This is a genomic window from Demequina sp. B12, from assembly GCF_028823635.1.
Lineage (GTDB): Bacteria > Actinomycetota > Actinomycetes > Actinomycetales > Demequinaceae > Demequina.
Genome location: NZ_JAPEHU010000001.1, coordinates 394,432 through 413,573 on the forward strand (window position 1 = coordinate 394,432; position 19,142 = coordinate 413,573).

Consider the following 19,142-nt stretch of genomic DNA (forward strand, 5'->3'; position numbering starts at 1 on the left):
GCCAGCGTGAGAGTTCCGATATGAGGAAGGACGAACTCGTCGCGGGCCACCTGTATGCCTATCGCCCCAAGGAAGCAAACGATGGCCGGACCTTTCTCAAAGTGAAGCATCTCGGCCCCGCGCGCGCCCGCCAGTGCAGGGTGCGGTACATGGATGGTGAATGGGAAGGCCTTGAGGAATGGGTGCCGACCCGTCAGGTCGCGTGCGCGTGGGGTGAACGCAAAGCGCTCCTGCGTGACGAGGAGCGAGCCGCCCGCCTGGCGGATGTGTCCGCCTCGATCTGGGACCCGGTGACCGAGGAGGCGATCTCGTCGGTGATGACGGCAAGCGGCGAGTACGGCGGCTTCATTCGCCGCTGGGATACAGACGAAGGGTCCGCGGACCGCTATTGGGCGCGCCGGGCTGTCCGGCACGCCACTCGAAAATGATCCCGCCAACTATCGCGACCGGCACGGCCAGCTCCATCTCACATACGCGACGGCGCTGAAGGCGGCCCGGGCCTTCGCCGCAGCGGAGCCTGAACTTGTGGATCTGTACCTCAGGGGCTGGGAAGAGCGACTGCGCGCCGAGGGATTCGATCCTGGCCAGCAGCACGCGCACGAACTCCTTCGCGAGTGGGCACCGAGCTTCGCTTTGGCGCGCTCGTGGTCACAGGAGCCTCGCGGGTTCGCTGCCGAGCACGAGGTCGAGCGCCTTCAGCGACTAGTCAGGGAAGCGATTGGAGCGCTGCGCGCGGCAGGGGAGGATCACGTGGCGTCGCGGATCGAACGCGGTCTCCGGGGGCGGTAGGGCTTCTACTGTCCGACCGGCTCCGTGCAACCTGGCAAATGCCAAACTAGATTGACCAGATTGCCGAACTAGCGTCCATTGCCAACCTAGAGCGCGAACTTACACCCCTACAACTCACCCTTGCGTTGCAGCCAGGTCATGGCGCCCCAGCCCAGGGGGATGCGTAGCCAGTAGGTGATGAAGCGGTAGATGAGGACCACGGAGGTGGCGACTCCGACGGGGACGCCAGCGGAGGTCAGACCTGTTCCGAGTGCGAGTTCCACCGCGCCCAGACCACCGGGGGTGGGGACTACGGCGCCTACGGCGTTGGACAGGAAGTAGACGACTGCGACGTCCATGATGGCGAGGTCTTGGCCGAACGCTTCGAGGGTGCAGTAGAACGCTCCCACGTATGCGGCGGTTTGGAGCAGGTTGCCGGTGAGGCCCAGGGCGAGGCGCCAGGGCTGGCCCAGGATCTGCACTAGGCGCGGCCAGGTTTGGCGGATGGGCGGCATGATCTTGGCGAGTACCCAACGGCGGACCTTGGGGACCAGCATGAATGCCACGACCACGGCAGCGACAACGCCCAGGCCAATGAGCACCGAGGTTGAGGGGAGTGACGCGAGCGTCCCTTCCGAGCCGGTGAACAACGTCAGGATGAGCAGGCCCAGTACGGTCACGATGACGGCGGACACCTGAACCAATGCCACGGTGGCGACACCGAGTGGCGTGGGAACGCGGCGTTTGGTGAGGAGCCGCAGGTTCAGTGCAGCGGGTCCGATGCCGGCCGGTACAGCGACAGCGATGTAGGCCGCGGCTACTTGGGCGAGCATGACGCGCCACGGTGGCAGGTTGACGGGGGAGAACGCCAGGAGCGCCAGCCCGGCACCCACAAAGGTGAGCATGCCCCAGAAGATGGCGCCACCAATCCACCACCAGTTGGCTTCCTGGAGTGCCTCAATGATCTGTTGCGTGTTGAGGCTGGCGATCACCACGGAGCCGGCGACGATCAGCGCTGCGACAGTGAAAATCGTGCGCCACCCGAACCTGGCGATGTTCTGCTCTTGAACCTCGGCATCGGGCACCTGCGCCACGATCTCGCTGCGGAGGTCCTGCATGAGGCTCTTGTTCGCTTTGACGGTGGCGCGGGTGTCGCGGGGCAGCACGATGGACTGCAGCAGGGGTGCAACTTGCTCCACGACGCTTTCACCCAATGCCCTGAAGGCCGATGCCGCGGCGCGTTCCGCTCCCACCAGGGAGCCGAGCGCGACAAGGAGTTGCACGTTGTCGAGGCGTCGCGACAGGGTGGAGGTGGCGACTTCGCCCAGGTCCCAGGATGTGATCCACACGACTGGTGCACCGTAGCCGTCGGAGTCGCTGACGAGGATGGTGTCGGCGCTGAGTTTGCGGTGTGCGATACCCGCATTGTGGGCATGGCCCAGTTGTGCCCAGGTGGCGTCAAGGACTTCGTCGGTGATGTCGTCGACGGGCGTTTCCGACAGGGGCTGTACCGCGGTGGGGCGTTGGTAGACGATCAGCATGGTGTCGCGGGTTTGGCTCATGCCTAGGACGCGTGCGGTGCGGACGCCGGCGGTGCGGGCTGCGTGGGACACCAGTGCGGTGGATTCTGCGGTTTGGCGCAGGCTGACGTCGGTGCGTGCGTCGATGCCGCGGAAGCGGACGGTCTGCCAGAACTTGTTGAGGAAGCCTGCGGCTTGTTGGTCGCCGTCGAGCGCGAGGACCACCAGGTGGTGGCCTTCCACGGTGGTGACGGCGTAGACGCGCCCGGCACGGGTGCGGCCGAGCGCAGCTGACACCGCATCGGCTTCTTCGGGTTCGTAGCCGTCGTTGCGGTCGGCTCGCACGATGCGGCGGGGCTCGAATCCTGCACGGCGGATGCCGTCGGCGAGCGCGCCCCCATAGGCACGGTCGGCGGAGGACCCCAGCAGGTAGCGCAACGTCAGGCCGGTGGCGCGTCCGATGAGCACCACCACGATCGCTGCTGGCAGAGTGACGATGCCGGACACCACGCCCACGGCGCCGGAGATCCACAGCAGCGGCCACGACCAGGCGAGCACGGCGCGCGTGGAACGGAGCCCGGCCGCGGTCAGCATGGCACCCACGGCTGCGAGGTAGGCGGGCAACTGCACCACCATTTCGCCCTCGGCGCCCGGGACGGAGAGGCTGGCCAGGAGCTCTTCCGATCCCCACGCCAGCGTGGTGAACGCGGAAATGACCGTCGCGATGAAGGCGAGCACGCCGCTACCCAAGACTTCAAGGATGCGTCGCGGCTCCCGACGGATCGCAAGATCCGTGATGATCGCAGCCGGAACGACCAGCGTGACGATGCCGGAGAACAAGTTCACGGGTGCGACCAAGAGGCGCTGAAGCACGCGGGCAATGCCCTGCACGTCTTCAGTGAAACCGGCGGTGGTGGCGTTGCCATAGGCGCCCAGCAGCAGCACCACAACGATGCCCACCAGAGTGGCGACAGCCGTCAGCAAGTCAGTAAAACGATGGACGCGCTGCTGGGGCACGTCGAACACCGTCACCCCCTGCAACGGATCTGGCTGTTCCGTTGGCGCAGGCGACTCCTGCGTCTCCTCGGAACCGGCCATGCAGGTGAGTCTAGAAGAACAAGGTCCCGATTAGGCGACACCAAGCGCATCAAGCCACGACTCTGGCACCACTTCCGGCCCAATGAACGACACCGCATCCAGTGTCCAGTGGGCAAAGATCAGCGGCGCCAAACGCCCCGTGCGGTGGTACCAGTACGCGAACACCACGCCCATGACCACGTTGCCCAACGCCATCGGCCACCCTTGATACAGGTGGTACGCGCCGCGCAGGAGAGCCGATGCGGCAATCGCCGTCGGCACTCCCCACCCCAGTTGCTTGAGCCGGGTCAGGAGATACCCCACGGCGATGGTTTCCTCAAGAACCCCGGCCACTGCCGCGGACAAGAGCAGCACCGTCGCCGACCACCAAGCATCCGGCAAACCCGAAGTGTCGATGCGGACCGTCTGGCCCAACGCCCGACTCACCGCATACAGCGCCAGCCCCGGGATGCCAATCGCCGCAGCCAGCCCCAGCCCTGTCGCCACATCACGACCCCAGGTACGAGCCGTACCGGTCAGCCCCAACAACCGCCGCGCACTGTCACCCTGTGCGGACAACAAGTACAGCGCCAACGCCACCGGCATCAACAACCACAGTTGATACGTCACCTGCTGAATGAAGTCGATCACATCAATGCTGGAACGAGACCGGTTCAACGTCGTGGTCTGCTGACCAATGGCGGGCTCCGCCAAGTACCGCTCAATCAACGTCAGTGCCGCGGAGATCGCGTAGTACCCAAGCGACAACCCCAACACGATGAGCACTTCCGCCCGCAGGCGGCGCGTCGTCACAGCATCGGCTTCCTTCACAGACAAAACCCTACGGCCCACCTCGAAACGCACCAGGCCACTTCGCGGCCCTGTGCGCCGCTATTGAAGGGGAGGAACTCATGCCCAGGCTGCGATGGCCGCCACGGGTTGGAAGCAATCTGTGGCGCGTCAAACGATGAGCGTCGAGACGAAAGTAGAACTACTCCGTCTACGTCACGTCCCACGGCGCTTCTTCGAGGACGCTCAGGCCGCGCGACTGGCGAAGTGACATGGCCGACGACGATGAACTGGACATGATCTCTGCCGCAAAACGGAGGTGCTCGGAGCCCCCTTACCTTAGGCGATGTTGACGCCGCTGCAGAATCAAATCTCCGCAGACGCCTATCTGGAATGATTGGAAGGTGGCAACACCGGGTGTGGCCCAGGGGTCTGTTGCCCTGATGGGTGACATGTGGTCTGGCTTGCCTCCTCGGGCACTTTGGCAAGATGTTGCGGTACCCAATGCTCACTCGGGTCAGGCGCGTGAAGATGCCGTGAGGAACCGTAGACCTGGAGTCGTGATTGAGTGGAGTCCGAGGGGCCCGGGAAGTACCTGATTGTGGTGCAGTGGTACTCACTCCGTCGGACACCCGACGCTACCCGTTTATGGCGAGGATTACAGGTCATGCGTGCTCAATCACACCTGTGTGTCGATGTTCTGTGAACATTCGTGACAACGCTTGCGGCGTGACGGGGGCTGGTGTACGAAGGGAGTCAAGAAGTCAATGAGGGGGGCTTCTTACGCGATGGTAACGCTGATGTTCCTGTTCGCTTAAGGAGAAAAGTCAATGAAGATCAAAGTCAAGACGTGGGCCGCAGCGGCTGGGGTGTCGATCCCGCTATTGGTGGCGTCGTCGATCACGGCAGCAGCGGATGATGACACCGGTCACCGAGAGGCCGAAGAGATCGCGCAACTCATCGAGGACGTACGTCCTGACGACGTCGATAACGGCGCTGTTGTTCCTGATGGCACGGGTAGGTTGCGGGGTGTGGAAAACGAGATCTCCATTCCTCATACCGGGGACGGGGCAGTCGTGTTGACAGGGAGTTCAGAGGTTCCGATCTCGGTCAGTTTGCCCGGAAGTGGTGAGTCGGCACGTGTTGCTTCAGACAACACCGTGGTGTTTCCAGCAGATCAGGGGCCCGTGGTCGCCGTTCAAAGCGATGGCAATAGTGCCCGCGTTCACACGGTGTCAGAGTCGAAGAGTGAGTTAGAGGATCTGACATACAGGTTTGATGGCTTGACGCCTGAGGTGAATGACGATGGCTCGGTCACTCTCGTCGCTTCCAGCGAGGATGGTGGCGTCCAGTTCGAGGTCGGTTCAGTCGACGCGCCTTGGGCCGCAGATGCCGACGGCAGCCCGCTAGCGACACGGTATGTAGTAGATGGTGAGGCGCTGCGCCAGGAGGTCACTACCGATAGCACGACTCGGTTCCCAGTGACGGCTGACCCGGCATTCCAAGGCGACTGTGGCATCGTGACTTGCACGATCCGGTTCGATCGGGCGTATACAAAGCGGATTCGCGATTTCGGGGGGTCTGTTGGAGCAATGGTGGGCGTGCTTGTGACGGCTGCGGGATCGATTGGCGGGCCAGTTGGGGTGGCTGTCGCTGGAGCCGCGGGAGCGATTATTTGACTTCGGGCGGGTCAGTTCTCGACGCAAGCCGGGGACTTCTATAGCAACGGCAATTGCTTTGGGATCAAGTTCCCTAAGATCTCGCCGACCTATGGGTGGGGCACGCAAGTGCGCCGATACACCTACAACTGTCGGTAGTCCCAAGCGCCTACTGATGGGAGAGATGATGCACAACTTTGAAGCAAGTCCACGCAACGGCGACCGTTCAGAGTCATGGCGGCGACTTGCCATCGGTGCAGCCGCAGTCGTCATCCCGGCAATGATCGCCGTCCAGATCTACGGCAATAGCGCCGAAACCCGTACTGCGATGCTCGTGGTAATCGCCCTGGGCAGTGCCGCTGGAATGTACGCTGCTGACGTCACGGCATTGTGGGATCGAGTTTTGTGGGCACTGGCGATAGTAGTAGTCGGGCTTGCGGCATTTGTTCCCGGACTTGCCTCAAATGCCCCCCTATCCGCGCAAGCAACTGCCACCATTACGGTAGTGGGTTCGCTGCCGCTGTGGATGGTGCTGTGGAAAGGGCTGTCCCGGTTGGGACATGGCAAGTTGAACTAGGTGAGGGGCGCAGAATCCTTGACTGGATCATGGTCGCTGGCGCGCGTACTTGGAGGCTTTGTGCGGGCGGGGGACCAGCAATGCACACGGGTACACGAGAATCCGACTCCCGAACACCCACCCCGCTCACGCTTTCTTTAGTGTGAGCGGGGTCGTCGGGGCCTGGCTTGGAGCGAGAGGCCGCCGCCGTCCTTGTCGTTCAGACGGCTCGCTTGGCGGATGGCCGATAGAGTGCTTCTGCTCAGCCGCGGCAGTCCGGGGCCCCTACGGGGTTCTATTCGCATAGCAGGGTTTTCCTCTGTGTGCGCATCGGGCGTGCCAGTGATGGCGGAGTGCGCATAGGAGACGGGTGATCGATGGAGGTCACTTTGCCGGGGTGTGCTCCGAGATGTCCCACAGCCGCACCTTGTTCGGCTCCTCTGCGACGGACTCGTGGCGCGCGATGCCGTCGTGGGCGGTTGCCGCGAGGAGTCGCTCGAGCGGCGCAGGACCGGCTGGGCCGACCTTGGTTCCTTGCTTGTCCTCGAGCACCTCGGTGACGAGTTTGTAGCCGAGCCGTGCTCGTCGTGGTCTATCTCCAAGATGACGTCGAGGAAGTGGTCGTCGTTCTGGTCTTGCTAGCTGACGGGATCTTTGAGCCAGTTGGTCTTACCCCTGGGCGATAGTCTCAGCATCCTGCAACCGACCGTGGACCGGCACCCGGTGGGGTATGTTCGGCACGGCCATCTCACGCAGGTGCGGGAAAACCGCCTGTTCGGTAGATCCGCTTGTGACAGGTGTGCGGCTGCACGGCAGAGGACTTCGCTCTGATGCTCGAACAGGACCGACTTGTCGCTTGTCCCCCAGCAACAAACTGCTGGTGAGTACGGATCCTCAAGTTCGGATGTCAAACAAACTCGGACCCGACCTGTGCTCGGCTAGACCTAGTGGATTGCTGGCTACTGACACTCCCGATCCCTGGTCTTCCATTGTGAGGTCCACGTCAGGCGACCCGACTGGCCACCTCCAGGAGACGTCCCCCAACGTTTCCCCCTCCCACCTGCGTTCTATGCGCGACAATGCCGGCTGACATCCGGATCCACAAGACCCGGACTGTCACCAAGGAGAGGTGCCATGGCCAACTGGGAACCCGTACTCGAGCAGGTGATGCGCGAACGGTCCGCGGGACTCCTGGCGTACGCCCGGCTCCTCACCGGAAGCGACACCGAAGCGCAGGACGTGCTTCAAGACGCCCTGGTGAAGAGCTTCTCGAAAGGCCGTTCCTTCGCCAACGCGAACACCGCGGAAGCGTACGTGCGACGTGCCATCCCCACTGTTTTCATCGATGGGTTGCGCAAACGCAAGGCAGCACAACGCGCCCACGACCAAGTCGTGGACGTGGAACCTCACCAGCCTGACCGTGCCGCTGTCCTGGATGTACGCGCCGCCCTCACTCGACTATCCCCACGCGAACGCGCCTGCATGGTGCTGCGGTTTTATGACGACCTCACCGTGCCGGCGATCTCTCAACAGTTGGGAATCGCAGAAGGAACCGTCAAAAGGTACTTGTCAGACGCATCCGCCCGTATGGCGGAAGAGCTCGACACCGTTGCGGACTGGAGTGACGGCCCCACGAGCGCACCAGTACGGGCACGCGCGGCAGCGAAGCCCCCAATCACAGGAGCAGTGCGATGAGTAACCTGCATGACTTGATGAAGGAAGCCGGCAGCGCTCGCGGCGGGGCGGAGTCCTTCTCCTCTTCCTATGGCCGCGCCGTGCACGGCAAGATCCGGCGGCGCCGCGTGGCACGTGCGGCAGGGCTGGGCTCTGCAGCGGCGGTGTCGGCGGGCGCGGTCGCGCTAGGCGTAGGCCAGGTAGCGACGTGGAACGGTGGCGCTGCCGTAGAGAGCGCCAACCCCGGTTCGGGGGCCGATGCTCCTTCCGTGGTCACCACCTCACCGGACGTGGAGGTGTCCACGTCGCCAGACGCGGCGGTGAGCGTGGAACCTGCTGTCACCCCGTCACCTGTGGACGACGCTCCCGTGCCGGGACCGTCGCCGGCGGCCGGTGCCACGGTGGATGCGTTCGTGGGCGAGGACGTCCCCGATGGCACGATCTACGCTGTCCAGCACCACGAGACGGGGGAGACCGTGGCGTGGATGACGCTGGGGGCCGAGCCTGGAACCGCGGTCCTGACACGCGCTGACGGCAGCGAAGCCCTCGTGCATGCCACGTCTGCGGGAACGTTCGTGTTCTTTGACGAGTCCGTGGGCGCTGATGGCGCGTGGATCGAGGTCGATCCTGAGCCGGCAGACGGCGCCCAAAACCAGGTCACCGTCCACTATGGCGACTCTCATCCCGGCGGCGAAGAGTCCGTCGTGGAGCCATTGGGCTAACAACCTGGGCAACGCACAAGGGCCGATGTTCGGGAAAGTCTCCCGAGCATCGGCCCTTGTTTTGCCGTGACCCCGCGGGGCGTCAGCGACGTCTAGACGGACAGGTAGCGCTCCACGAGCTGCTGCGCGAGTCCCACATAGGTGCCGGGCGTGAGTGCCGCCAGACGGTCCTTGGTGTCGGCGGGCAGCTCGAGACCTGCCACAAACTCCCGGATCGCATCCGCATCGATCACATGCCCGCGCGTGAGGTCTTTGAGACGCTCGTACGGGTTCTCCATGCCGGGTACGCCAGCGATCGCAGCAGCACGCATCGCGGACTGAATGGGTTCTGCGAGCACCTCCCACGACGAGTCCAGGTCCGCGGCCAGGGCGTCCTCGTTCACGGACAGTGCCTTGAGGCCGCGACGTACGTTGTCGATCGCGAGCAGCGAGTGACCGAATGCGACACCAATGTTGCGCTGTGACGTGGAGTCGGTGAGGTCACGCTGAAGACGGCTGGTGACCAGCGTCGACGCGAGGGTGTCGAACAGCGCGGCCGAGATTTCCAGGTTTGCTTCCGCGTTTTCGAAGCGAATGGGGTTGATCTTGTGCGGCATGGCGCTGGAACCGATCGCGCCCTTGACCGCGGCCTGCGCAAAGTAGCCGAGCGAAATGTAGGTCCACACGTCCGTGGCGAGGTTGTGCAGGATGCGCCCGTAGCGGGTGACGTCCGCATACAGTTCCGCCTGCCAGTCGTGGCTTTCGATCTGGGTGGTCAGCGGGTTCCACGTGAGGCCCAGCCCCTCGACGAAGGTGCGGGACACCTCGATCCAGTCGGTCTGCGGAACGGCGGCGGTGTGCGCGCCGAACGTGCCGGTGGCGCCGTTGATCTTGCCCAGGTACTCCTGGCCCTTCACGCGCGTGAGCTGACGGTTCAGGCGGTGTGCCAGCACGCCGAGTTCCTTGCCCAGGGTGGTGGGGGTTGCGGTCTGGCCGTGGGTGCGCGACAGCATGGGGACAGCGGCCGATGCGCGTGCCAGTTCGGCGACGTCGCTCACCAGGGCGGTGGCGGCGGGCAGCCAGGCCTGCTCCACTGCGCCCTTGACCATGAGGGCGTAGGACAGGTTGTTGATGTCTTCTGAGGTGCAGGCAAAGTGCACGAGCTCAGCCAGCGGCTCAAGCGAGGTGCCTTCGATGCGGCGCTTGATGTAGTACTCGACGGCCTTGACGTCGTGGACGGTGACCTTCTCGATTTCTGCGTGCTCGGCGATGCCGGCGGCGTCGAAGGTGGCGGGGATGGACCGCAGCAGGTCCGTCTCTTCCGCGGTGAGGGTACGGGCGCCGGGGACGGCGTTGGTGTCGCACAGGTGGATAAACCATTCGACCTCGACGAACAGGCGTGCACGGTTGAGTGCAGGTTCGGAGAGGTGGTCGACCAGCGGTGCGGCGGCGGCGCGGTAGCGGCCGTCCAGTGGCGTCAGGGCCACGGCGGGTTCGATGTCGGCAAGGGAAGCGTACGCGGCAGGGTTCCAGGCAGTCACGACCCTCATTGTTCCATGCACAGGTCAACGTCTCCGGCGGCCTTGTCCACAGATGTGTCATGGGCCGATGTGTGGGTGCCGGGACGTTTCTAGCGTGGCGACCATGACAGCAGACCTGGACGCCACCGCAGGCTCACTCCCGCGCCTCGACCTCCCGCACTACGAAATCACCCGCGCACTCGAAGAGATCGAGGTCGCGAGAACAGAGATCGCTCGCGCCCACACCGCCACATGGGTCTCTGCCGCCGCGGACTCCTACCGCGCCGCGCTGGAATCCCTGACCGCAGACCTCACCGCCTACGAGAACGACGTGCTCGACGCACAGGAGGCTTGCAACGCCGCCCAAACCTTCGCAGACAGGTACGGCCAGTGAGCGGGCAGGAGCACCACACCCCCATCTCCGTCAGCGGTGGGGCCGGTGGCACAGAAGCAGTGACCGAGGACCTCCGCGCCGCTGCGCAGATCTTGGACCGCGCCAGCGCAGCACTGGAATCCAGCGGCGGGTACCTGGTTGATGCCGCCGCGCAACTCGACCACCAGCGGCCCTTAGCAGGGGAGATGGTGGATGGCTGGGTGCAGCGCACGCAACAACTGGTGTGGACCGCGAGGTTCGGCAACGGGCTACGCCGCCCCTTGGCAGGAGCGCTGCGGGAGTGTGGCAGCGATCTGCGCGCCACCGCCACCCACTATGAAGAGGCAGAAGAGCAGGCGCAGCGCGGCATCTCCTGGCTGAGCGCCACCGGCCGCTACGTCCAGGACGCGCTCGGCGTGAGCACGTGGACCTCACGGGTGGGGCTCGGCCTGCTGTGGCGATGGACGCCCCCGGGGATGCTGATGCATCGCAGCGGCAACGACCCGCTGGGTGCTGCGCTCATGCCCAACCGCGGACCAGCCGTGACAGGCATGGTCAACAGGGGAACCACGACCGGAGTGCTCGGCACCGTCGACGAAATCCCCGTGGGGTCCGGGATGTCGCTGTATCAGGGCATCGTCCACAGCCTCGCGGCCGCTGGAGGCGCCCTCGAGAACCTGTTCGGAGAGCCCACCATCGTGGGCGTGGAACGTGTGGAACCTCAGGTGCAGCCGCACCCACCCCTGGACTTCTCCGGCCTCTTTGGGAACCTCAATCAGGCGTGCAACTCAGACGACAGCATCCTGTCGATCGATACGGTGACCCAGGCGGACGGATCCGTGGCGTACATCGTCAACATCCCCGGCACCTCCGACAACGGATTCACCGACGCCGACCCCCGCGACTGGCCCAACAACCTCGCCGGCGCCAGCGGCAGCGATCAAGACGAGGCCGCCCATCTCACCGACTACTCGCTCGCCGTCCTCGCCGCCATGGAAGACGCAGGAATCCCCCCGGACGCCCCCGTCATGCTGACAGGGCACAGCCAAGGCGCCAACGTTGCCTATGCGTTGGCCTCCCACCCCGATGCCCGCAGCAAGTACAACGTGACCCACGTCGCAGTCGCAGGTTCTCCCAGCGGCGACACCCCACGCCATCCCGACGTCGAATACCTGGTGCTGTCCGACGTCTCCGACTTCATCCCAGGAATCGACGGCGACAGCGGAAAGCACGGAGTCAACGAAACCCACGTCTCTGTTGACTCGCGCGGCTCCTCAGACCCCGAGCACGCGGCGGAAGCCACCGGACTGACCTCGGTCCACGCCATGGATCAGTACGCGACCTCGTCAGAAGCGCTCGACGCTTCCGACTCCGCCTCGCTCACGCACTACAAGCACACGGCCAGCCCCTTCATGGGCGGCGTCGCGGTCGAGCGCATGGGATACGACGTTGTCGTCGACGCCGACAGCAACGCCGATCAGTGACCTAGTCCTTGGAACCAGTGATGCCGTTCACGATGCTCGACACAATCGAAATCACAATCGCAGCCAGGAGGGTCAGCCAGAAGCCACCAATCTCCAAGTGAACCTCAGGGATGTACTCCGTCAGCCATGCCGCCACCCACAGGATGAACCAGTTCACCACCAGCATGAACAAGCCCAAGGTCAAGATCGTGATGGGCAACGCAATCACCGTCAGGACGGGCTTCACGATCTGGTTCATGAGCTGCAGCAGCAGACCCACCGCACCAAACACCAGGACGCGCTTCCACCATTCATCCTCGCCTCCCACCACAGCAATCTCGAGGGGGAGCAGGGTGGTGATCCACACCGCAACGGCCATGGCAGCGACTCTCAGGACGAACTTCATGCCTGTGAGTCTTCCACACCTGTCATATTGGTGTGCATGACTCTCCCCGTCGCACGCCCGTCCGTCGCTGCGCTTCCGGCATACGTCCCTGGCGCTCGCGGTCAGGTTGACCGCCTCCCGCCCGTGAAACTGTCGTCCAACGAAAACCCGTTCGGCCCCCTGCCCAGCGTCGTGGAAGCGATCGAGAAGGTCGCGGGAACGGTCAACCGTTATCCCGACATGTTCGCCGTGGAACTCCACGAACGGCTTGCCGAACGATTCTCCGTAGGTGCGGACCAGGTGGCCGTGGGCGGCGGCTCCGTTGCCGTCCTGCAGCACGTCCTGCAGGCGTACACCGGGGCAGGAGACGAGGTCATCTTCCCCTGGCGCAGCTTCGAGGCGTACCCGATTCTGACCCCCATCGCCGGCGCCACCGCCGTGCGCGTGCCGCTCAACGACGACGCCACCCACGACCTTGAGGCCATGGCCGCTGCCGTCACCGACCGCACCAAAATCGTGATCCTATGCTCGCCCAACAACCCCACCGGGCCGTCGATCCACGAAGACCAGTTCGAGGCCTTCATGGCTGCCGTCCCACAACGCGTCCTTGTGGTGCTGGACGAGGCCTACGTGGAGTTTGTGCGAGACACCCAGACCGTCGACGGACTCGAAGCGCTCAAGCGCCACCCCAACCTCGTGCTGACCCGAACCTTCTCCAAGGCCTACGGACTCGCCGGCTCGCGAGTCGGCTTCGCGCTCGGCTCCGCCGCCCTCATTACCCCCGTGCGCGCGTGCGTGACCCCGTTCTCCGTGTCCACCGTGGCCCAAGCATCGGCCCTCGCATCGCTGGACGCGACCGACGAACTCCTCGAACGCGTCGACGCGATCGTCGCCGAACGCCCACGCCTACGCGATGGCCTCCGCGACCTGGGCTGGAACGTGCCCGTCAGCGAAGGCAACTTTGTGTGGCTACCCGCAGGCGAACAGACCGTACGCATCGCCCAAGAACTCGCAGCAGTGGAACCCGCAGTACTGGTGCGCCCCTTCGCCGGTGAAGGCATTCGTGTCACCGTAGGAACCGCGCAGGAGAACGACGCGCTGCTCGCCGCGATCCGCGGCCTATCAGCCCACTAGCAGGCTGTGTTTCCACAACAACAGCTGCTGTGGCAACGATCCCGTTAGCGTGGACCATCGGTGATTAGAATGTGGCTGTGCAACCCAACGCTGTTATCGTGTACGGGTTTGAGTGCCTGCGCGAGGACGTCACCGGCACGCTCGCTGCTCAAGGAGAACTGTGACCGATACTGATCTTGCGCGTCTTGCACGCGAATCGGGCCTAGAACGCGTCGGTGCCCGCCCGCCACTGGGTGAGTACCTCAGCTCTGTATGGAAGCGGCGCGCCTTTATCTACATGATGGCGCGCTACCGCGTTCAGGCCTCCGTCGAAGAGAACCGCCTAGGCCTGGGCTGGATTGTGTTGAAGCCCATCCTCAACGCGCTGATCTATGGACTCATCTTCGGCGTGATCATGCCCAGCGACACCCGCCCCGAAAACTTCATCGCGTTCTTGGTCGCCGGGGTCTTTGTCTTCGAGTACTTCTCGAAGGCGTTCGGGATGGGGTCGCGCGCCATCGTGGGAGATGCCGCGCTAGTGAGGTCGCTGAACTTCCCTCGCATGTTGCTCCCCGTATCGCTCATTACGAGGCACGTCATCGAGATGGTGCCCATGATGCTGGTCCTGGGCATCATCCTGCTGATCGTCGGCGAGCCCATCACGTGGTGGTGGCTGATGTCGATCCCGGTACTGGCCGTCATGACAATGTTCAACCTTGGCGTCGCGCTCGTCGTGGCACGCCTCACCGTTCACCTGCGTGACGTCAGCCAGATCATTCCCATGATCACCCGCCTGTTCTTCTACGCGTCAGGGATCTTCTACTCGCTCGAAGCAGTGATCGACGACCCACGACTGCTCAAACTTGCGCAGCTCAACCCTGTTCACGACTTCATCTCACTCATCCGCGGTTACATGGTGTCGGGCAACCCGATCAACAGTTTCATGTGGACCGTCGCCATCGTCTCCGCGGTAGTGATGCTCGTGTTCGGAATCTGGTTCTTCTGGAAGGCCGAGGAGCGTTATGGCCACGACTGACATCAAGCTCGGCGCACCCACGGTGATCGCCGACGACGTCCACATTCACTACAAGACCTTCGCCTCCGGCAAGGCTGCACAAAACAGCCGCAACCTGATGCGTCGCCAGCGTGGCGTCCGCATTGTTCGCGCAGTCCGGGGCGTGTCCTTTGTGGTTCGCGAGGGCGAAAGCATCGGCGTGATCGGCCACAACGGCTCCGGCAAGTCCACGTTGATGCGCGCCATCGCCGGGCTTCAGTCGCCTGCGCAGGGAACCATCTACGCGTCGTCGCGCCCCGCTCTGCTGGGCGTGAACGCCGCACTGCTGGGCGAACTCTCGGGTGAGAAGAACGTCATCCTTGGTTCGCTCGCACTGGGTCACTCCATGGCGGAAGCCCAAGAAACGTACGAAGAAATCGTCGACTTCTCCGGCTTGGGTGAGTTCATCGACATGCCGATGAAAACGTACTCCTCGGGAATGTCGGCCCGCCTGCGATTCTCGATCGCCGTGTCCCGCGACCACCGCATCTTGCTCGTGGACGAGGCACTTGCGGTGGGCGACAAGGACTTCAAGGCCAAGAGCGAGAAGCGTATCCGTGACCTGCGGGAGCGCGCGGGCACGGTGTTCCTGGTGAGCCACTCCATGAGTTCGATCCGCGATACCTGCAACCGCGTGCTGTGGATTGACCACGGGGAGCTCAAGATGGACGGCGATCCAGATGAGGTTATTGCCGCGTACCAAGCGCACAAGTAGTGCGTTACGCCGTCTTCGCGAGACCGCGAGCACGGTGAGAGTTGAAGGCCGGGACACCATTCGTGTTCCGGCCTTTGGCGTCTCTGCACGGGCTGCGCGGTCACCAAGCCGGGGGTCATGTTGCGAACCTACGGTGGCGTAGCCTACGCTGGCGTAAGTTATCCACGAGGGGGCTACCGCGCCCTCCCCAACCGAGAAGGAGCACGCGTGAGCGCATCGGGCCCCTTGTCGACCGACGGCCTCGTTCAGGTGTTGACCCACACTGGCCAACCCGTCGATCACCCCACCTTTTCTGCCTACGCCGCCCAACTAGGCGCAGAAGAACTGCGCGAGATGTGGCGCGACATGATGCTCGTGCGTGCCTTCGACAACGAAGCCACGAGCCTCCAGCGCCAAGGCGAACTGGGCCTGTGGGTGCAGTCGCTCGGCCAGGAAGCCGCCCAGGTGGGCTCCGGTCGCGCACTCAACGGCAACGACTTCGTCTTCCCGTCCTACCGCGAACACGGCGTCGCCTACACGCGCGGCGTCGACCTCGTGGAGGTGCTGCGCATCTTCCGCGGGCTCCAGCACGGCGCCTGGGACCCCCAAGCTCACAACTTCCACCTCTACACGCTCGTCATCGGTTCGCACGCCCTGCACGCCACCGGCTACGCGATGGCCATGAGCCGCGACGGCATGGTCGGCAACGGAGACGCAGACAAAGACGGCGCGGTCGTCGCCTACTTTGGCGACGGTGCCACCTCCCAAGGTGACGTCAGCGAAGCGCTGACCTTCGCCACCGTCTACGACGCACCCGTGGTGTTCTTCTGCCAAAACAACCAGTACGCCATCTCCGAATCCGTCATCCGCCAAAGCCGTGTGCCCATCGCGGAACGCGCCAGGGGCGTCGGCATGCCCAGCGTGCGGGTCGACGGTAACGACGTCATCGCTTGCTACGCCGTGACGCAGTGGGCACTGGACCACGCCCGCTCCGGCCAAGGCCCCGTGTTTGTCGAAGCGCTCACCTACCGCATGGGTGCGCACACCACCTCCGATGACCCCACCCGCTACCGCGATCGCGCCGAAGAGGACTACTGGTCGGAACGCGACCCAATCGCCCGCCTCGATGCGTACCTGACCGCACGCGGAGAGCTCAGCGACGACTACCGCGAGTCCGTTGCCGCAGAAGCGAAGGCGCTCGGCGAGCGAACCCGCACCACGGTGAGGTCGTGGGAACGCCCCGACCTGCTCACCATGTTTGACGACGTCTACGCACTCCCACACTCCGGTGTGGAAGCAGAACGTGCCTGGTTCGAGCGCTACCAGCGTTCCTTCGACCTGCAGGGGGCAGCGCAGTGACCACGATGACGATGGCAGGGGCCATCAACGCTGGCCTGCGCGCCGCCATGGACCGCGACCCCAAGGTCACGCTCATGGGAGAAGACATCGGCAAGCTCGGAGGCGTGTTCCGTGTCACCGACGGCCTCCACAAAGACTTCGGCGATGACCGTGTCATGGACAGCCCCTTGGCAGAGTCCGGAATCGTTGGCACCGCGATCGGCATGGCGATGCGCGGCTACCGCCCCGTCATCGAGATCCAGTTCGACGGCTTCATCTTCCCCGCCTACGACCAGATCACCACCCAGCTGGCGAAGATGCACTACCGCTCGCGCGGCATGATTCAACTTCCCGTGGTCATCCGCGTGCCGTTCGCCGGTGGAATCGGTGCCGTCGAGCACCACTCCGAGAGTCCCGAAGCGCTGTTCGCCCACACCGCCGGACTTCGCATCGTCTCTCCCGCCACCCCGCAGGACGCCTACGACCTCATCCAGCAGTCGATCGCGTGCCCCGACCCGGTCATGTTCTTTGAGCCCAAGGCCCGCTACTGGGACAAGGGTGAGGTCGACGAGACGCGCGTGGCCGCACAGCTCGACGCCATCAACGGTCACGCCGCGGGCACCGCAGAAATGGGCAGCGCCCGGGTGGCCCGCGAAGGTCAAGATGTGACGCTCGTGGCGTACGGCCCCACGGTCCGCCTGGCGCTCCAAGCGGCAGAAATCGCGGGACAAGACGGCACCAGCGTTGAGGTCATCGACCTGCGCTCCATCTCCCCGATGGACTCCGACTCCGTGGTGAAGTCGGTCAAGCGCACCGGGCGCGCGGTTGTCGTTCACGAGGCACCGACCAACTTTGGTTCCGGCGCAGAACTGTCCGCACGCGTCACCGAGCAGGCGTTCTTCCACCTCCACGCACCCGTACTCCGAGTAGGCGGATTTGCTACGCCCTACCCTGGAGCCAAGTTTGAACACGACTACCTGCCTGACGTTGACCGAGTGCTTGACGCCGTCGACCGTGTGATGCAGCACTAGGAGCCGCAGATGCCTACCTTTGAGCAGTTCAACCTCCCCGACGCGGGTGAAGGCCTCACCGAAGCAGACATCGTCACCTGGCACATTGCCGTGGGCGACACGATCGAAGTGAACCAAGCGATCGTCGAAATCGAGACCGCAAAGTCGCTCGTGGAACTTCCCAGCCCTTTCTCCGGCGTGGTCACCCGGCTGCTGGTGGAGGTCGGCGACACCGTCGAGGTGGGAGCACCCATCCTGGAAGTGGACGTTGACCCCGACGGCCCCGCAGCGCCTGTTGCTGAGGCGGATGCCGGCGCTGCCGACGTGAGTGAGGACCCGGTTGCGGTGACCGCGAGTTCGGTTCCCGAACCGACGGCGATCCCCGTCCCCGCCGCTGCACCCGCCCCGGACGCCCCAGCCGAATCCGCCAGCGGCGCGGTCCTGGTGGGATACGGCGTCAAAGCTGGCTCCGCCAAGCGTCGCCCCCGAGTGTCTGATGCACTCGACCCCGTGGGCGGTGAACAAGACGCTCACGAGTACCCGGTGCTGGCCAAGCCTCCTGTACGCAAGCTCGCCAAGGAACTCGGGGTGGACCTCACCACGGTGACCCCGTCTGGTCCGGGTGGACTGGTGACTCGTGAGGACGTCGAGCTTCACGTGAAGGCCACCGCCGCTCAGACCTTGGCCACCTACCCCGAGGATGAGCAGCCCTGGCTTGAAGCAGGCACCACCGCCACCGATGGTCGTTCGACTCGTGTCGCGGTGAAGTCCGTGCGCAAGCGCACCGCGGAAGCCATGGTGCACAGCGCCTTCTCCGCACCACACGTGACCGAGTTCCTGACGGTGGACGTCACCGAGACCATGAACCTGGTGAAGCGTCTGAAGCAGGACCGCGACTTCGCTGACGTCCGCGTGACCCCGCTGCTGATTGTCGCGAAGGCACTGCTGCTCGCTGTGCGCCGTCACCCTGAGGTCAACGCGTCATGGGATGACGCGGCTCAGGAAATTGTGTACAAGCACTACGTGAACCTGGGGATTGCGGCCTCGACTCCGCGTGGCCTGGTGGTGCCGAACATCAAGGACGCGCACCGACTGCCATTGCATGCGCTCGCGATCGAGCTGCAGGAACTGACCGCTGCCGCCCGCAATGGACGCACCACCCCTGCGGCGATGTCCGACGGCACCATCACGATTACCAACGTGGGTGCCTTGGGGATCGACACCGGAACACCCATTTTGAACCCCGGCGAGGCAGCGATCCTGGCGTTTGGTTCGATCCGCCAGCAGCCCTGGGTTCACGAGGGCGAGATCCAGATCCGTTGGGTCACCCAACTTGCATTGAGTTTCGATCACCGCCTCGTCGACGGCGAGCTGGGCGCCCGCGTCCTTGCCGACGTAGGCCGTGTGATGAATGACCCCTCTCAGGGGTTGGTCTGGGCCTAAGAGCCT

19 protein-coding genes are annotated in these 19,142 nt (G+C 64.2%); 14 read left to right on the forward strand and 5 right to left on the reverse strand.

Translation table 11 applies throughout. The features are described from left to right. The first annotated feature begins 20 nt into the window (after positions 1-20). Both ON058_RS01920 and ON058_RS01925 read left to right on the forward strand, forming a co-directional pair. Positions 21-428, forward strand: a complete 408-nt coding sequence (locus tag ON058_RS01920) for a hypothetical protein (protein WP_274667338.1) — start codon at positions 21-23, stop codon at positions 426-428. 97 nt (positions 429-525) lie between these two features. Next, positions 526-789, forward strand: a complete 264-nt coding sequence (locus tag ON058_RS01925; protein WP_274667339.1) for a hypothetical protein — start codon at positions 526-528, stop codon at positions 787-789. A 107-nt stretch (positions 790-896) separates the two neighbouring features. Here ON058_RS01925 and ON058_RS01930 read toward each other — a convergent pair whose 3' ends face one another. Beyond that, on the reverse strand, positions 897-3,386 hold the full coding sequence (locus tag ON058_RS01930) for a lysylphosphatidylglycerol synthase transmembrane domain-containing protein (RefSeq protein ID WP_274667340.1): 2,490 nt from the start codon (positions 3,384-3,386) through the stop codon (positions 897-899). Between the two features lie 30 nt (positions 3,387-3,416). Next, on the reverse strand, positions 3,417-4,196 hold the full coding sequence (locus ON058_RS01935) for a CPBP family intramembrane glutamic endopeptidase (protein ID WP_274667341.1): 780 nt from the start codon (positions 4,194-4,196) through the stop codon (positions 3,417-3,419). A 788-nt stretch (positions 4,197-4,984) separates the two neighbouring features. Between ON058_RS01935 and ON058_RS01940 the strand changes: the two genes are divergently transcribed. Both ON058_RS01940 and ON058_RS01945 read left to right on the forward strand, forming a co-directional pair. Then, entirely contained in the window at positions 4,985-5,833 is an 849-nt protein-coding gene (locus ON058_RS01940) for a hypothetical protein (RefSeq protein ID WP_274667342.1), read from the forward strand. Between the two features lie 163 nt (positions 5,834-5,996). Further along, entirely contained in the window at positions 5,997-6,389 is a 393-nt protein-coding gene (locus tag ON058_RS01945; protein ID WP_274667343.1) for a hypothetical protein, read from the forward strand. 363 nt (positions 6,390-6,752) lie between these two features. On the opposite strand, the gene ON058_RS01950 is transcribed toward ON058_RS01945, so the two are convergent. Then, positions 6,753-6,920 carry a hypothetical protein gene (locus tag ON058_RS01950; RefSeq protein WP_274667344.1) on the reverse strand — a complete coding sequence of 56 codons (168 nt, stop codon included), beginning with the start codon at positions 6,918-6,920 and terminating at the stop codon, positions 6,753-6,755. Between the two features lie 582 nt (positions 6,921-7,502). On the opposite strand from ON058_RS01950, the gene ON058_RS01955 reads away from it, so the two are divergent. Then, the gene (locus tag ON058_RS01955) at positions 7,503-8,063 is read left to right on the forward strand and encodes an RNA polymerase sigma factor (protein WP_274667345.1); all 561 of its coding nucleotides are present in this window, start codon (positions 7,503-7,505) and stop codon (positions 8,061-8,063) included. Then, a complete protein-coding gene (locus ON058_RS01960; protein ID WP_274667346.1) occupies positions 8,060-8,764 on the forward strand; it encodes a hypothetical protein in 705 nt (234 codons plus the stop codon). Before ON058_RS01955 ends, ON058_RS01960 begins: the two co-directional genes overlap by 4 nt. 92 nt (positions 8,765-8,856) lie before the next feature. On the opposite strand, the gene purB is transcribed toward ON058_RS01960, so the two are convergent. Continuing rightward, positions 8,857-10,284, reverse strand: coding sequence for an adenylosuccinate lyase (gene purB / locus ON058_RS01965; protein WP_274667347.1), 1,428 nt, complete (start codon positions 10,282-10,284; stop codon positions 8,857-8,859). A gap of 103 nt (positions 10,285-10,387) precedes the next feature. On the opposite strand from purB, the gene ON058_RS01970 reads away from it, so the two are divergent. After that, positions 10,388-10,657, forward strand: coding sequence for a hypothetical protein (locus ON058_RS01970; RefSeq protein WP_274667348.1), 270 nt, complete (start codon positions 10,388-10,390; stop codon positions 10,655-10,657). Further along, the gene (locus ON058_RS01975; RefSeq protein ID WP_274667349.1) at positions 10,654-12,120 is read left to right on the forward strand and encodes a hypothetical protein; all 1,467 of its coding nucleotides are present in this window, start codon (positions 10,654-10,656) and stop codon (positions 12,118-12,120) included. The genes ON058_RS01970 and ON058_RS01975 overlap by 4 nt, the downstream gene beginning before the upstream one ends. Before the next feature lies 1 nt (position 12,121). Here ON058_RS01975 and ON058_RS01980 read toward each other — a convergent pair whose 3' ends face one another. After that, entirely contained in the window at positions 12,122-12,505 is a 384-nt protein-coding gene (locus ON058_RS01980) for a phage holin family protein (RefSeq protein WP_274667350.1), read from the reverse strand. A gap of 36 nt (positions 12,506-12,541) precedes the next feature. Between ON058_RS01980 and hisC the strand changes: the two genes are divergently transcribed. From hisC to ON058_RS02010, 6 genes are all read left to right on the forward strand, one after another. Next, positions 12,542-13,618, forward strand: a complete 1,077-nt coding sequence (gene hisC / locus ON058_RS01985; protein ID WP_274667351.1) for a histidinol-phosphate transaminase — start codon at positions 12,542-12,544, stop codon at positions 13,616-13,618. A 160-nt stretch (positions 13,619-13,778) separates the two neighbouring features. Next, positions 13,779-14,633, forward strand: coding sequence for an ABC transporter permease (locus ON058_RS01990; protein ID WP_274667352.1), 855 nt, complete (start codon positions 13,779-13,781; stop codon positions 14,631-14,633). After that, positions 14,620-15,366, forward strand: a complete 747-nt coding sequence (locus tag ON058_RS01995; RefSeq protein WP_274667353.1) for an ABC transporter ATP-binding protein — start codon at positions 14,620-14,622, stop codon at positions 15,364-15,366. Before ON058_RS01990 ends, ON058_RS01995 begins: the two co-directional genes overlap by 14 nt. A gap of 207 nt (positions 15,367-15,573) precedes the next feature. Continuing rightward, positions 15,574-16,704, forward strand: coding sequence for a pyruvate dehydrogenase (acetyl-transferring) E1 component subunit alpha (gene pdhA, locus ON058_RS02000; RefSeq protein ID WP_274667354.1), 1,131 nt, complete (start codon positions 15,574-15,576; stop codon positions 16,702-16,704). 5 nt (positions 16,705-16,709) lie between these two features. Next, positions 16,710-17,714, forward strand: coding sequence for an alpha-ketoacid dehydrogenase subunit beta (locus ON058_RS02005; RefSeq protein ID WP_274667830.1), 1,005 nt, complete (start codon positions 16,710-16,712; stop codon positions 17,712-17,714). 9 nt (positions 17,715-17,723) lie between these two features. Further along, positions 17,724-19,136: a dihydrolipoamide acetyltransferase family protein gene (locus tag ON058_RS02010; protein WP_274667355.1), complete on the forward strand. Its 1,413-nt coding sequence runs from the start codon at positions 17,724-17,726 to the stop codon at positions 19,134-19,136. Positions 19,137-19,142: the final 6 nt, after the last annotated feature.

Excerpts from the sequence above, each read along its gene's own strand:
- ON058_RS01930 (WP_274667340.1), bottom strand. The coding sequence starts at position 3,386 with ATGGCCGGTTCCGAGGAGACGCAGGAGTCGCCTGCGCCAACGGAACAG.
- ON058_RS01920 (WP_274667338.1), top strand. The coding sequence starts at position 21 with ATGAGGAAGGACGAACTCGTCGCGGGCCACCTGTATGCCTATCGCCCC.
- ON058_RS01970 (WP_274667348.1), top strand. The coding sequence starts at position 10,388 with ATGACAGCAGACCTGGACGCCACCGCAGGCTCACTCCCGCGCCTCGAC.
- ON058_RS01955 (WP_274667345.1), top strand. The coding sequence starts at position 7,503 with ATGGCCAACTGGGAACCCGTACTCGAGCAGGTGATGCGCGAACGGTCC.
- ON058_RS01945 (WP_274667343.1), top strand. The coding sequence starts at position 5,997 with ATGATGCACAACTTTGAAGCAAGTCCACGCAACGGCGACCGTTCAGAG.
- ON058_RS01995 (WP_274667353.1), top strand. The coding sequence starts at position 14,620 with ATGGCCACGACTGACATCAAGCTCGGCGCACCCACGGTGATCGCCGAC.
- ON058_RS01960 (WP_274667346.1), top strand. The coding sequence starts at position 8,060 with ATGAGTAACCTGCATGACTTGATGAAGGAAGCCGGCAGCGCTCGCGGC.
- ON058_RS01940 (WP_274667342.1), top strand. The coding sequence starts at position 4,985 with ATGAAGATCAAAGTCAAGACGTGGGCCGCAGCGGCTGGGGTGTCGATC.
- ON058_RS02005 (WP_274667830.1), top strand. The coding sequence starts at position 16,710 with ATGACGATGGCAGGGGCCATCAACGCTGGCCTGCGCGCCGCCATGGAC.
- ON058_RS02010 (WP_274667355.1), top strand. The coding sequence starts at position 17,724 with ATGCCTACCTTTGAGCAGTTCAACCTCCCCGACGCGGGTGAAGGCCTC.
- hisC (WP_274667351.1), top strand. The coding sequence starts at position 12,542 with ATGACTCTCCCCGTCGCACGCCCGTCCGTCGCTGCGCTTCCGGCATAC.
- ON058_RS01980 (WP_274667350.1), bottom strand. The coding sequence starts at position 12,505 with ATGAAGTTCGTCCTGAGAGTCGCTGCCATGGCCGTTGCGGTGTGGATC.